Raw genomic sequence first — 13,565 nt, 5'->3', positions numbered from 1 at the left:
TAGAAAAATAAGAAATAAAAAATAAAAAATAAAAAAAGTTTATTTCCTATTTTATAAGACTCATATAAAGGATTTAAGTTACTTATTTTTAATATATTTTAGTATGTGAAATTTATATTAAGAATCAAAGGTTCGAGAACTAGAAATATAGAGGTCTAAAAATTATTTTTCTACCACTAATCTACCATTACTCTACCACAAGTGGTAGAAAAAGTGGTAGAATGGGTTGCAAAATACTGAATAATCAACTGTTTATACCACTAATCTACCGTTAATCTACCACAAGTGGTAGAAAAAGTGGTAGAATAATTATATAATATATTTTAATTAGCATCCATAATAGGAGGGTGAGACAAATATGAATCTTAATCATTTAGGTGAAACTTCAACGGTTGAATATAAAGTTACTTTTGATAAAAAGAATCCAGATAATTTATTGCGTACTGTTAGTGCCTTTGCAAACACAAAGGGTGGAAAAATATTTATTGGTATAAATGATAGTCATCAAATAGTTGGTCTAAAGGATCCTCAAGTTATTTTAGAAGAAATTAGTGAAGCCATTAAAACAAAAATTGATCCAAATCCGGAATTTTATTGTGAAATCAAAGAAGAGAATGGATTGAAATTGATAATTTTAACAATTATGAAAGGGGAAGAAACACCATATCGCTATTTGACTCATGAAGGAGATGCGGCATATATAAGATTTGGTAATCAAAGTATAAAAGCAAATGCAAATCAATTAAAGCATTTAACTTTTCGTGGAGCTAAACAATCATTCGACACATTAAAAACTAAAATAAATTGAAGGCAAGCTAGTTTTGAAAGTTTAAATTCAAAGTTAAACGAAATTGGTCAACAGGCAAAAACTGTAAGTCAACTAGTTTCTCTTGATTTAGTAAAAGATGATTTTCTAACAAATGCAGGAGCTTTAATTGCTGATAATGGGTTTATAAAATCATCAAAAGTTTATGCAACAAGATGAAATGGAACTAACAAAACAAATTCTAAAATTTTAAGTTTGAATACAAAGGAATTTAGAGGAAGTTTAATCGATATTTTTGAAAAAACAGAAGATTTTATAAATAATTACAATCCTATTATGTGAAAAAAAACTGATGAAAAAAGAATTGATTATCCCAGTTATCCTTTTTTAGCTATTAGAGAAGCATTGGTTAATGCTTTAATTCATCGTGACTATTCAAGTGATGGGTCGCAAATTGATGTGGATATCTACGATAATAGAATTGAAATAACTTCACCTGGTGGAATGTTTGATGGAACAAATATTCAAGAAACTCCAACATGAGCAATTGTTTCAAGAAGAAGAAATGAAGCTATAGCTAATATATTTTGAAGAATTAATTATATGGAAAAACGCGGAAGTGGTTTAGCTAAAATCATAGAGTTATATGCAAGTCAGTTTAATTATTCAAATCATCTAAAACCCATATTTATGTCCAACGAGCAATTATTTAAAGTAGTTTTATGAAATTTGAATTATAAAAATGATGATCTTTTTATTGGAAATATTAGAAATGATTTTAACGAAAATAAAAAATATAAAGCAAATGAAGTAGAATATAATGCAACGAATTCACAAAATCAAATTGTTTTAGATTATATTGAAAGTATTCCTAGTTTTACAAGAAGAGATATAGAAAAGGTTGCTAATGTTAAAAGAACAAGAGCAAATCAAATAATTAATAATTTATTAGAAGAAAATCAAATTATTAAAGAAAATGATGGAAGATCTACTAGATATAGAGTTAAAAAATAAAGAATATTTTAATTTCGATTGCAATATATAATTAACATAGCAATAAACAATTTATGCATAATTCTTATTGAATTTACTTAAATAGATTATTGACAGATTAATAGAGGATTATTAACACACCTATTACATTAATTAGGCTATGAAACTTTATTATATAAGATTAAGATTTGTATTATAAATTAGAAAAAGAGATAGAAAATAGTAGACTTTATAATCATAAGTCTACTATTACATCATTATTTGATTTTATTATTAGATAACATAAAATTGATTATTTTTTTATATTAGTTAGAGTTATTTTATTGATTTTATTCGTCTCCGGATTCTCATCAGTTGGATCAAAAGTCTGCAGACTGTCTTCCTTCATCAGAAACATTTTCTCAATTTTTCTTAACCATATCAGAATTTTGTTTTATTGCATCTGCAATAGATCCTAATCTTTCTCTTTCGTCTAATTCTAATTTTCTATCTCTTTCTTCAGCACCAAGTCATTCAAATGATCCTAAGTTCTTTCAAAATTCGAAATTTCCATCTCTTTTAGTATTAGGTGTTGATGCGGTAGGTGCACTTCCTAAACTAGGTGCAGCTTGATCGCCTTGTTCTCTTTCAGTTGTAGACTCACCTGAAGTAGATGCTGATGAAGAGGAATTTGAATTTGTTGTTGTCCCTTCAGAAGTAGCTGGATTATTTTTAGTTTCTTCTTTAGGTTTATCATTTTTATCACATGATGCTGCAATTAGAGGTAAAGCAGCTAGTGATGAAATTGAACCTAAAGCTAATAGTAATTTGTTACTTTTTTTCATATATTGTTTTCCTAATGTTGTTTATTAAATATTCAAATATTGTTATATGTTTTTAAATAAAGAGATAACAAGTTAAAACTAAATTAAAATTTGTAAATTTAAAAATACCCTTGGATCCAAACATGACGGAAGCAGGGCTTACAATTTACGAAAAATTATTTTATCTTTTTTTTTTTTTTTTTTTTTTTGAAAATCGCAAAAAAAGATTGAAAAAGATTGAATTTTCTAATGAAAATGTTGACCTGGTTAATTTAAAAATAAAAAACTCAATAAGAAAATTATTAGTTTTCATTAATATAAAAAAATAGCAAACTTATTGAAACTTGTTTGCTATTTTATAAGTCATATATAAGTTAAAAAGTTTTACTATCAAATATATGACACTTTTATCGAGAATTTAAAATTGCAAATATTAATAGTTGTGATTTACTATTAATAATTCAATCTTAATAGAAAAATATAGTAATCTATTTTGTTCTTATAGATTCTCATATTTCAGATCATTCAGCAGCTTTTTTCAAGTCTTCTTCAGTAAGTTTTCCTCAATTATTTTTAACATCTTCTTCAACTTGGTCAGAATTTTGCTTTATTAGTTCTGCTGTTTCACCAAGATTTTCTTGTTCTTCCTCTCTTTCTTCAGCACCTAATCAACTAAAATCTCCTAAACTTTGTCAAAATGCTAATTCTCTATTAATTTTTTCTTTTTTAGGTGTTGGTGCAGCAGGCGAACTTCCTAAACTAGGTGCAGCTTGGTCACCTTGTTCTCTTTCAGTTGTAGACTCGCCTGAAGTAGATGCTGATGAAGAGGAATTTGAATTTGTTGTTGTCCCTTCAGAAGTAGCTGGATTATTTTTAGTTTCTTCTTTAGATTTATCATTTTTATCACATGATGCTGCAATTAAAGGCAATGCTGCTAGTGATGAGATTGAACCTAAAGCTAATAGTAATTTGTTACTTTTTTTCATATATTGTTTTCCTAATGTTGTTTATTAAATATTCAAATATTGTTATATGTTTTTTAAATAAAGGGATAACAAGTTAAAACTAAATTAAAATTTGTAAATTTAAAAATACCCTTGGATCCAAACATGGCGGAAGCAGGGCTTACAATTTACGAAAAATTATTTTATCTTTTTTTTTTTTTTTTTTTGAAAATCGTAAAAAAAGATTGAAAAAGATTGAATTTTCTAATGAAAATCAAAATTTATAACTAATTTTTAAAGAAAAATAGGAAGATTTTCATTTGATTAAGGAAATTAAATTGTTAGAATTTGTTAATCAATTTTAAAGATAATAAAACTCAAAGCACTAGCTGTACTTTGAGTTTTATTACAATTTTATTTTCTAATGTTTAAAGCTTTAATTGTTGATTGATATAAAGTATAATCTTCTTCTTTTAGGTGGTTTAATAAAGCTTTACGGTGATTAACCTTAGCCATAAAACCACGCATTGAATGAAGATCCTTTTTATTTATTGCAAAATGTTTTTTTAAGGATTCAATATCTTCAGTTAAAATTGCAATTTGAACTGGTAGATAACCAGTATCTTTTGGATTTCTTCCAAATTCCTTAACTAATTCTGCCTTTCTTTGTTTTGAAATCATAATTAACCTTTCATAACCTAGCAATAATCTTAATTATTACCAAGGAATAATTTTTTAATCTTATAAAGTATATCATTTATTTTGATTTTGCTATTCGAATTCTAGTGAATGATAAATTTTAAAAAAAACACGCAAAAGCGTGATTTTTTTTAAAATTGGTCAACTTAATGAAATGGTGCGAACAAATGGACTTGAACCATCGACCTCACGATTATCAGTCGTGTGCTCTAACCAACTGAGCTATGCTCGCAATTGATACTTATATGGATAAGACCCATATAAGTATATCATAAAAATATTAACGCTTTGAAAATTGTCTTGCTCTTCTTGCTTTTCTTAGACCAAATTTCTTACGTTCTTTAACACGGGCATCTCTTGTTAGAAAACCAGCATCTTTTAGTTTATTACGGAATTCATTATTTGAAGCTTCTAATAGAGCTCTAGCAATTCCTAATCTAATAGCACCTGCTTGACCAGTTAAACCACCACCATTTACGTTTACAAATATATCAAATTGGTCAACTGTTTCTGTTACACTAAAAGGACTTTTTGCATCTTTTAGTAAGATAGCTGAATTTAGATATTGAGCAGCTTCCTTACCATTGATAACAAAGTTACCTTTTCCTGGAATTAAGTAAACTCTAGCAACTGATGTTTTACGACGACCTAAACCATAGTATCTAACTTTATCTGCCATTATTTAACCTCGATTGCGATTGGTTGTTGACCTACTTGTTTATGATCTGCATTTGCATATACATATAGGTTTTTAAATTGTTTACGACCAAGTTTGGTGTGTGGTAACATGCCTCTAACTGCTTTTTCAACTAAAAGTTCTGGTTTTTTAGCTCTTAAATCAGCAGCAGTAATTTGTTTTAGTCCACCAGGGTATCCAGTGTGGTGGTAGTAAATTTTCTTTTCATCTTTTTTAGCTGTTAAAAGAACATCTTTTGCATTGATAACAACTACATTGTCGCCCATGTCAACATTTGGTGTAAATGTTGGTTTGTTTTTTTCTCTAAGGATTGAAGCTACAAGAGTTGAAAGTCTACCTAAAGGTACGTTGGCTGCATCGATGATGTATCATTTTTTATCAACTATTTCTTTTCTAATAATTGTAGTTTGACGCATACTTTCTCTTTCTTATATATTTTTAATATATTAATTTAAATTGCAATTTAAATTTATGCTTTCCTATTATAATATAACTTTCAAATTTTTAGTTAATTTTTGACAACATATAAATAATCGCAGTTTCAGCTCTTAGAATCGTTTTAGTTAAGGATACAATTGCAACATTTTTTTTCTTTGCTAAGGTGATTTCTTCATCTGAAAAACCACCTTCAGGTCCGACAATGATCATTGTATCTGATGTGACTTTTTCTATTTTTTTATCTTTTTCATTCTCGTAAGCAAGAATCTTACTTTCTATATTGATATCTAAAATATTTTCAAATAATTCAATCTTTTCAAGACTAGGAATTTTATTTCTAAAAGATTGTTGTGCTGCCTCTAAAATAATTTTTTTAAATCTTGAATACTTATTTTCAATATTTAAATTTGACTTGTCAGTATAACTAGAAATAAATGGAATAATTTTTGTCGCCCCTAATTCAGTTGCTTTTTGCAGCGCAATTTCAAAATGATTGTGTTTAATTATTGGCAATGCCACAATGATTTCATAACCTAATTCATTATTTATGTCTAGTTTACTTTTAATCACTGCCTTATTTTTTTCAATTAGATTGCATAGATAAAATTCATTTTGATAGTTGATTATAAAATCATTATTTTTAATCCGAATTACTTTTAGATGATTTTGTGTTTGTTCATCAAGCAAAAAATAGTTATCAACTTTTGTATCACAAAAAAACTTATACATAATTAAAAATTATATAAAAAAAGAGGATTGCTCCTCTTTTGATTTAATTAGCTAAAGATTAGTATTTACTAAAATTTCTTACATCATCTTAGTTTCTAAAATTTCGATAAATTAAATCATTGTCATCATCATCTAGGTCTGAATTACCTAAATGTGAGTTTTTAATATTTGAAGATAAACTTGGATTAATTAGATATTCCTTAGTTGAATCTTCATCATAGTAATTTTTATTTGTGTCTTCAATTTCATTGAAATCGTTTGTTTCATTTTTTTTGTCAAAGCCAGTTGCAATTACAGAGACATATGTTTCATCAAGTTTCTCTTGACTTTCATTAGTTTGTAAACTAACTCCGAACATAATGTCAATGTCTTGACCGGCGACATTTTTTAATTCTTTGATTGCATTTTCAAAGTCTTTAATTGAATTCTTTGCTGATGATGAAAAGTAAACAATTGCTTTTGATGCTCCCTTGATATTACTTTCCAGAATTGGACTATTAATTGCATTTATTATTGCTGTTTTAGCTGCATTTTCACCACTTGCATTTCCAATGCCAACAATTGTTTCGCCGGCATTTTTAATTAGAGTCTCAAGATCGGCCAAATCAAGATTAATTAAACCAGGAATTGCAATGATGCTTATTACAGTATGAATGAATTGTTTAACAATATTATTTGCAACATTGAAAGCATCTTTGAAATTAATTTCTCCATATTCCTTACTTAGTTTATCATTTGAAATAATGATATAAGAATCAACATGTTTCTTTAATTCCTCAATACCTTTTTGAGCTACTTTATTTCTTTTGGTTCCCTCAAATTCAAACGGAGTTGTAACAATAGCAATTACTAATGCGCCTTGTTCTTTGGCGATTTTTGCAATCACAGGTGAAGCTCCTGTACCAGTTCCACCACCCATTCCTGCAGTAATAATTACTAAGTTAGCATCTTTTAGTTTTTTCTTTATTTCTTCAGATGAATGTTCAGCTGCTTTTTTTCCAACCTCAGGATTAGCACCTGCGCCAATTCCTCTGTTATCCCCAAGTTGAAGTGTAAATTCCTTATTAAATTTATCTAGAATTTGTTTGTCAGTGTTAGCAACAATAAATTCTAAACCATCAATTTTTGTATTCAATATTCCTTGAATACTATTATTTCCACCACCACCAACTCCAATGACTTTAATCTTAGCAACAGAGTTAAATTCTTCAATTGTCGACATTTCTTATCCTCCATTTTGTTTGCTTTTTTATGGTAAAAATAATGAACATTTTAAAATTGAAATAACTTTATAATGTTGATTGAAATAATATTTATCAATGGTTTAAATAAATTTTAATTTTAAGTTTTCAACTTAATTTGAGATATTTTTTTAAAAATGATTAGTCTAAATTAGCACTTATAATAAAAATTAAATGTATTTTCTAATTCCAAAGTTTGTCTTATTTAATTAATAATATATATTACATATAGTATAATAATACTAACTTTAATTACTTAATTAAATTGCAACCTTATCAATCTGACTTCAAAATATCAAGCACATATTTTGAAGTCTTTTTTTAAGTATTAATTAGAAAGAAAACATTCATTAAACTACAGCTACTTTTTTAATGATGTTAAAGAATACTTAATTTGTATTGAAATTATTTGGATTAAGTTTATAGAAAAATTTAATTTCTAATTATTCTAACTTTGTAATCACTCTTAGTTTTGCACTACGTGATCGATTATTTAGTTCCAACTCTTTTTTAGAAGGGAAAAATATTTTTTGTCTTCATTTTTTATTTGTTTGAATTGGTAATCTATTTAGTTTTGGATCTGTGTAGTTTAATTCTTGAAAGAACCTTTTAACTCTAAAGTCTTCTTTGCTATGAAATGTAATTATTGCTAAACTTCCATCCTTATTTAATAATTCTGGAATTTGTTTCAATAAATCATCTAAAGCATTTAATTCATCATTGACTGCAATTCTTATTGCTTGAAAAATTGGTTTAGAAGGGTTTTTTTGACGAAGATATCAAGCAGGAAGTGTATTCTTAATAATTTCATTTAATTCAAATGAAGAATTAACCGGACGATTTTTTATAATAGATTTCGCAATTTCACTAGAAAACTTTACATCACCGTAATTATAAAGAATTCATCTAATCTTTTCTTCATCCCAATTATTGATTATTTCTCATGCACTCAAGTTTGAATCTAAATCCATGCGCATATCCAATTTTGAATTTTTTGAATATGAAAAACCTCTTTCTATTTGATCTAATTGAGGGCTTGAAACACCTAAATCAGCTAAAATTCCATCAACCTTTTTAATATTAAGTTTTTTTAGTTCATCACTAATGTATCTAAAATCACTTTTTATTAAAACAAAAGAATTGCTAATTGCTTTTAGTTTGGGTTCTGATTCAGTGATAGCTTGCTTGTCTTTATCTAAACAAATAAGCATCCCTGAATTATATTCTTTAATTTTTTTTAGTATTTCAATACTATGACCAGCTCTACCAAGTGTTAAATCAACATAAATCCCATTTTCTTTAATATTGAGTGAAGAAATTACTTCATCCAATAAAACAGGAATATGTTCTTTTATAATTTAACTCCTTCATTAAGTAGTTTTTGAGCTAGATCATCAATACTAGTTTCATTTTCGAATTGACTTTCTTTTGCATCATAGATTTCTTTTGCAAAAATTTCACAAATATTTCCTGAACCTATGAAGACAATGTTTTTTTTGATAGCGGCTTTTTCAGTGAGATGTTTTGGTAATATGATTCGATTGGATTTATCTGGGTTTACTAATTCTGTATTAGCAAAGATGAAACGATTCAAATCCCTGAAATCCTTATTAAGATAGTTGTTTTCTTCAAGTTTAGTTCGTAATTTTTCAAATTCAGTCTTATCTCTAAGAACTAATTGTTTGTCAAACCCAATTGTTACAAAAAATTCATTACCTAATTCAGATAAGATTTTTGAAGGTATGACAACTCTGCTCTTATCGTCTAAACTTCTTTCATATTTACCAAACATTGACACTTTCTCCCACTATCACTCCTATTTTACCATTTTTATAATATCAATGAGTAAAAATTTTTTTATTAAAAAAAATCATATAAAATAATATTTATGCTGGTTTAGCTTAGTTGGTAGAGCAATTGATTCGTAATCAATGGGTCGTAGGTTCAAATCCTATAGCCAGCACCAAACGTCGATTTTTTGAGTTAAGTTATTTAACTAAATAAATAAAATAAAAATTTTTTATTTTTTTAATCAACTGTATTTTTTTTAGTTATAATAATTAAGCATTTGTAAATGAGTGCCGACTTAGCTCAGCGGTAGAGCAGCTGGCTGTTAACCAGTTGGTCGTTGGTTCAATCCCAATAGTCGGCGCCATTATGGCCCTATGGTGAAGTGGTTAACACATATGGTTTTCATCCATACATGCGTGGGTTCGAGTCCCGCTAGGGTCACCAAATGGAGAATTAGCTCAGTTGGGAGAGCATTGCCCTTACAAGGCAAGGGTCGTGGGTTCGAGCCCCTCATTCTCCACCATTTGTCAAATGACACATTAAAAAAATGCCCTTAGTGGCATTTTTTTAGTTATTTTGTTATATTAAAAAGGATGTTAAAATCCTTCTTTAAATAAAGTGGTGTTTTTGCTATCTTTATTATCTTCAAAACCATTTGGATATAGTGTATTTAAATTTTCCTTATATGAATTCTTTTGATGTTTAAAGTTTTTTTTATTACTTCCATCAATTAGATTATATGCATAAGTAATATTTCCAAGAGGATGAAGAATATTATGTGATTGCATAAGCGGGGCAAAACCTCCATATGATAACAAATCACCAGCTGAAACGGAAGCTCTTACTGCATCATAGATTCCAATCATCTGTCCAAATTCATTGTAAACAAGTGATCCTGATGCTCCATAGTATAAGGATGAGAAATTAATATTGTAATGATAACCATATCAGTGGGCAAAAATGCGATTTCAAATTCCTGTTTGGATATCTAAGTTATTCGCAAATTCGATTTTATTTTCATAGTTTCCTTGTGGAAAAGCAAATTGATGTTTTCTTGTTTCATCTATATATCTTTCTAATGGATTATTTTTTACAAATAAAGGCGGTTGATGGCTATCAACAGGATATCCGGCAATATAAATATTTTCTAAATTGTATAGATTATCTTGATTATTTTTAACTCCTAAAGCAGATATATAATCAGTTGTTAACATATAAGAAGAAATTTCTTTATTTTGATTTGGAAGAATTTCTGTATCTGCAATTCTTTTTAGATACGAATTTAGTCCCTCAATTGCTTCAATGATTCATTTTTTTAGCTCTTCATTAGCTTTATCAAGATCAATATCAACCTCGAAGACACCAAAGTCAACCATCATTGGAATATATGGATTTTCATTGATCAAATTTTTATATATATTCTTATAGTATTCATCACCAGTGCTTGATTCATTTATCTTATATCCTAAATAAGAGATTGCATTTTTTCTTATATCATCTTGATATTTTAAAAATATATCTTGATGCATAAAATCAATTGCACTAAAAACAATCTTAGGAGTTGAAATTGCAGGGGATTTGATTGCTTTTACGATGCTAACATTATCTTTATCATATTTTTCGAACTCATCTGAATTAGTATAATAGTTTTGAACTTTTAGATTATTACTTAAAGAAAAATTATTGGTTTCGTTATTGCTTATTGGTTCAAAAGATTGAGGTTTAGATTTAGCCTTACCAAGTGCAACACCAATAACTTTATCTCCACTAGGATCAAAGTAATTTAATTCCTTATTTAAATTATCATCCAGAGAATTACTAAATAAAGATAAGACATGTAAGTTAGTTGCAATGAATAATTTATATTTGTTAGGATTACTCTTATATTTATAATAGTCAAGCAATCATCCTGTACCACTACCATTTGAAATAAGGGTCTTATCTTCATTTTTTAGGGTAGCAAATTTGATTGAAAAACTTCGATCATAGATTTCTTTATAAAGAATTTGCGAGTCAATCTTTTTAAATCTATTGACATAATCAGGATATTTATTTTTATCATTAATTTTTCTAAAATTACTTGAATTAAGAATTAATTCTTCATTCAAATCATTTTTTGCTTGGTTATTTGATGGATTAGTTTGATTTGGTTCTGGTTCTGGTTTTAATTCTGGTTTTTTTGGCAAAGGAGTTTTTGGTGGAGTTGAATGCGAACCGCCTGGTGTAGTTTCTTCTGGTTTTTTTGGTGGAGTTGAATCTTCTGGTTTGCTTGGAGGAGGTGTTACTGGACTGTCTTCGTTTTTTTCTTTTGAATTATCTTCTTGTGGTTTGTTTTTTATATCATCTTTTTTTATTTGCTCACAAGCAATTAATGTTGTAGATATTGGAAATAATGAAATAAGAGATAATAACTTAGTTGACAATTTTTTATTCATAAGTTTTTTAATACCTAAAATAATATTTTTTAATAACGGGTTTGAAAATTTATTTTGACTATTTTATATAACTTTTTTAAAAAAAACTTATTTTTTAATTGAATTCATTGAAAAATTACTTAATTTAAACTCTTATTTGATTTAGTTTTCTTTTGTTAAAATTTATATTAATATTGAACAATATTGAATTTGTATATATAAGGAATAGTTTATGGATAAAAAAGAATGATTTAAGAACCGCTTAATTAAATACATGGAAATTGAGGCAATGTCACGTTATGAAGAACCAGTTGCATTTGAACTAAAAGAAGCATTTAAAGATCTTGGTTTTGAGGTTTCAAGAGATAATTTAGGCTCAATTATTTTTGCAAAAAAATCAAAAAAACCAAATGCAATTAAAGTTATGATTGCTGCACATATGGATGAGGTTGGTTTCATGGTGCGTAACATTGATAAAAAAGGACAACTACTTCTATCCCCAGTTGGTGGTATTTGACCAACAACTGTAATTGGCACCAAAGCTAAATTAGTAACTGATACTAATAAAACTTTTTTAGGTGTTTTTGGACATACAAGTATTCATATCATGCAAGAAAATGAACTAAGCAAAGCAATTACAAACAATGAATTGTTTGCTGATTTTGGTTTTAAGTCTGAAGAAGATGCGTTATCTCAAGGAGTGAGTGTTGGTGATTTAGTTTATATGTCAGGGGAAACAATATTATTTAATGATCCAAATCTTCTTGGTGGCAAAGCTATGGATAACCGCGCTGGTGTTACTGTATTAGAATATGTAGCCAGAGAAATTGCTAATAAAGATTTAAATGTTGATTTATATTTAGTTGGAACCGTGCAAGAAGAAGTTGGAACTAGAGGTGCAAGAAGTAGTGTTTCAATAATTAAACCTAATATTGCGATTGCGCTAGATACCTGTGCTTCACATGATACACCAAATACAATTGCAGGAAATACTTCATTATATAAAGGTGCTGCTTTAAGAATTAAAGACCGTGGCACAATGATGGATCCTAAATTAGTAAAAGAATTCCAAAAGATATCACAAAAATATAACATCCCATCTTACAAGTTTGTTGCTATGGGAGGCGGCACGGATGCGCATGAATTGCAATTTGCAAAAGGTGGTGCAGCAACACTAACAATTTCACTTCCCCAAAGATACTTACACAGTCCAATTGGAGTTTGTGCAATTTCAGATTTAATGGCAGCTGGTGATTTATTAATTAATTTCCTTCAAGATTTTTCTGATGACACATGAAATCAAATTAAATATAAATAAAAGTTTAAAAAATGCAAGTTGCCTAATAAAAATAGATATCTTGCATTTTTTTTATGCATTTTATAAAAAAGGATTAGTAATTTTCTTGAATTCGTTTGTAATTCTTTTTATTTTTTGCCATGTAAGATTTAATTATTTCAGTTTCAGTGATATTAATAAGTTGACCTAATCCTAAATAAGCTTCATATGCCTTAAGCACATTTTCTTTATTTTTCTGATAAATTAAATTTGAAAATAATTTGTAAGTATAACTAAGTTGAAGGACAAAATTTTTATACTTAATATCTGGATTTAGTTTTGAAGGTACAGATAAAGGATATGCAATGCTTGTTAAAAAATGAATACCATCAGCATATTCTTCAAGAATTTTAGATCGATCAGTTTGTTTATGCTTCTTTCAATATTTAAAAGATTGTACTTCGTTAGCAAACTCCCCAAGTTCAACTAAGAGAGCAATTACAATTTTTTTATCAAAAAAGGATTTTTCTTTTTTTAATATCGCATCTGCAAAAACTTTATCTAAAATTTTTTGAGCTTCAAAAACTTCTTCTAAATTCATAATTTAATATTATATTGAATATATTTTTTTAGTATAGCAATCTCTTTATTTTTAGAATCTAAAGAATACATATAAAAATAAACTTTTAATTTTTTTAAAGAATGTTTAAAAAGTAGGTATGTTAAAGTCCTTATTAAATTAGGGGTTTTTTTATTTCTCATTTTAAAAAGCTT

At 27.5% G+C, this 13,565-nt stretch carries 13 protein-coding genes and 5 tRNA genes; 6 read left to right on the top strand and 12 right to left on the bottom strand.

Features of this window, described 5'->3' with window-relative positions:
* Positions 1-358: 358 nt before the first annotated feature.
* A complete protein-coding gene (locus tag BCF89_RS08200; RefSeq protein WP_111518626.1) occupies positions 359-1,780 on the top strand; it encodes an RNA-binding domain-containing protein in 1,422 nt (473 codons plus the stop codon).
* 308 nt (positions 1,781-2,088) lie between these two features.
* On the opposite strand, the gene BCF89_RS08195 is transcribed toward BCF89_RS08200, so the two are convergent.
* From BCF89_RS08195 to BCF89_RS02220, 10 genes are all read right to left on the bottom strand, one after another.
* A complete protein-coding gene (locus BCF89_RS08195; protein ID WP_111518624.1) occupies positions 2,089-2,583 on the bottom strand; it encodes a variable surface lipoprotein in 495 nt (164 codons plus the stop codon).
* 467 nt (positions 2,584-3,050) lie between these two features.
* The gene (locus tag BCF89_RS08190; RefSeq protein ID WP_111518620.1) at positions 3,051-3,548 is read right to left on the bottom strand and encodes a variable surface lipoprotein; all 498 of its coding nucleotides are present in this window, start codon (positions 3,546-3,548) and stop codon (positions 3,051-3,053) included.
* 372 nt (positions 3,549-3,920) lie between these two features.
* The gene (gene rpsO / locus BCF89_RS02255) at positions 3,921-4,187 is read right to left on the bottom strand and encodes a 30S ribosomal protein S15 (RefSeq protein WP_111518618.1); all 267 of its coding nucleotides are present in this window, start codon (positions 4,185-4,187) and stop codon (positions 3,921-3,923) included.
* Positions 4,188-4,360: 173 nt separating this feature from the next.
* Positions 4,361-4,437: transfer RNA gene (locus BCF89_RS02250), tRNA-Ile, on the bottom strand.
* Positions 4,438-4,485: 48 nt separating this feature from the next.
* Complete coding sequence (gene rpsI, locus BCF89_RS02245) at positions 4,486-4,884, bottom strand: 30S ribosomal protein S9 (RefSeq protein ID WP_111518616.1); 399 nt, start codon at positions 4,882-4,884, stop codon at positions 4,486-4,488.
* Positions 4,884-5,318: a 50S ribosomal protein L13 gene (gene rplM, locus BCF89_RS02240; protein WP_111518614.1), complete on the bottom strand. Its 435-nt coding sequence runs from the start codon at positions 5,316-5,318 to the stop codon at positions 4,884-4,886. Before rplM ends, rpsI begins: the two co-directional genes overlap by 1 nt.
* Before the next feature lie 88 nt (positions 5,319-5,406).
* Positions 5,407-6,069, bottom strand: coding sequence for a 16S rRNA (uracil(1498)-N(3))-methyltransferase (locus BCF89_RS02235; protein WP_111518612.1), 663 nt, complete (start codon positions 6,067-6,069; stop codon positions 5,407-5,409).
* Positions 6,070-6,157: 88 nt separating this feature from the next.
* On the bottom strand, positions 6,158-7,291 hold the full coding sequence (ftsZ, locus tag BCF89_RS02230) for a cell division protein FtsZ (protein ID WP_111518610.1): 1,134 nt from the start codon (positions 7,289-7,291) through the stop codon (positions 6,158-6,160).
* A gap of 462 nt (positions 7,292-7,753) precedes the next feature.
* Positions 7,754-8,668 carry a 16S rRNA (cytosine(1402)-N(4))-methyltransferase RsmH gene (gene rsmH / locus BCF89_RS08185; protein ID WP_111518608.1) on the bottom strand — a complete coding sequence of 305 codons (915 nt, stop codon included), beginning with the start codon at positions 8,666-8,668 and terminating at the stop codon, positions 7,754-7,756.
* Positions 8,662-9,102, bottom strand: a complete 441-nt coding sequence (locus tag BCF89_RS02220; protein ID WP_111518607.1) for a division/cell wall cluster transcriptional repressor MraZ — start codon at positions 9,100-9,102, stop codon at positions 8,662-8,664. The genes rsmH and BCF89_RS02220 overlap by 7 nt, the downstream gene beginning before the upstream one ends.
* Positions 9,103-9,200: 98 nt before the next feature.
* Here BCF89_RS02220 and BCF89_RS02215 point away from each other — a divergent pair.
* The 4 genes from BCF89_RS02215 to BCF89_RS02200 all read left to right on the top strand — a co-directional run bounded on the left by BCF89_RS02215 (position 9,201) and on the right by BCF89_RS02200 (position 9,624).
* A tRNA-Thr gene (locus BCF89_RS02215) sits at positions 9,201-9,276 on the top strand.
* 114 nt (positions 9,277-9,390) lie between these two features.
* Positions 9,391-9,465: transfer RNA gene (locus tag BCF89_RS02210), tRNA-Asn, on the top strand.
* 4 nt (positions 9,466-9,469) lie between these two features.
* Positions 9,470-9,545: transfer RNA gene (locus tag BCF89_RS02205), tRNA-Glu, on the top strand.
* 3 nt (positions 9,546-9,548) lie between these two features.
* A tRNA-Val gene (locus BCF89_RS02200) sits at positions 9,549-9,624 on the top strand.
* A gap of 73 nt (positions 9,625-9,697) precedes the next feature.
* Here BCF89_RS02200 and BCF89_RS08180 read toward each other — a convergent pair.
* On the bottom strand, positions 9,698-11,536 hold the full coding sequence (locus tag BCF89_RS08180) for an MIP family Ig-specific serine endopeptidase (RefSeq protein ID WP_111518606.1): 1,839 nt from the start codon (positions 11,534-11,536) through the stop codon (positions 9,698-9,700).
* 211 nt (positions 11,537-11,747) lie between these two features.
* Here BCF89_RS08180 and BCF89_RS02190 point away from each other — a divergent pair, with 211 nt between their 5' ends.
* Positions 11,748-12,833, top strand: coding sequence for a M42 family metallopeptidase (locus BCF89_RS02190; protein WP_111518605.1), 1,086 nt, complete (start codon positions 11,748-11,750; stop codon positions 12,831-12,833).
* 73 nt (positions 12,834-12,906) lie between these two features.
* Here BCF89_RS02190 and BCF89_RS02185 read toward each other — a convergent pair whose 3' ends face one another.
* The gene (locus tag BCF89_RS02185; protein WP_111518604.1) at positions 12,907-13,392 is read right to left on the bottom strand and encodes a dUTP diphosphatase; all 486 of its coding nucleotides are present in this window, start codon (positions 13,390-13,392) and stop codon (positions 12,907-12,909) included.
* Between the last annotated feature and the right edge of the window lie 173 nt (positions 13,393-13,565).

The sequence above is a fragment of the Metamycoplasma auris genome, assembly GCF_003253435.1.
Taxonomy (GTDB): domain Bacteria; phylum Bacillota_I; class Bacilli_A; order Mycoplasmatales; family Metamycoplasmataceae; genus Metamycoplasma; species Metamycoplasma auris.
The sequence above is the reverse complement of the archived record's forward strand: the minus strand, read 5'-3'. Positions and strand labels throughout refer to the sequence as shown.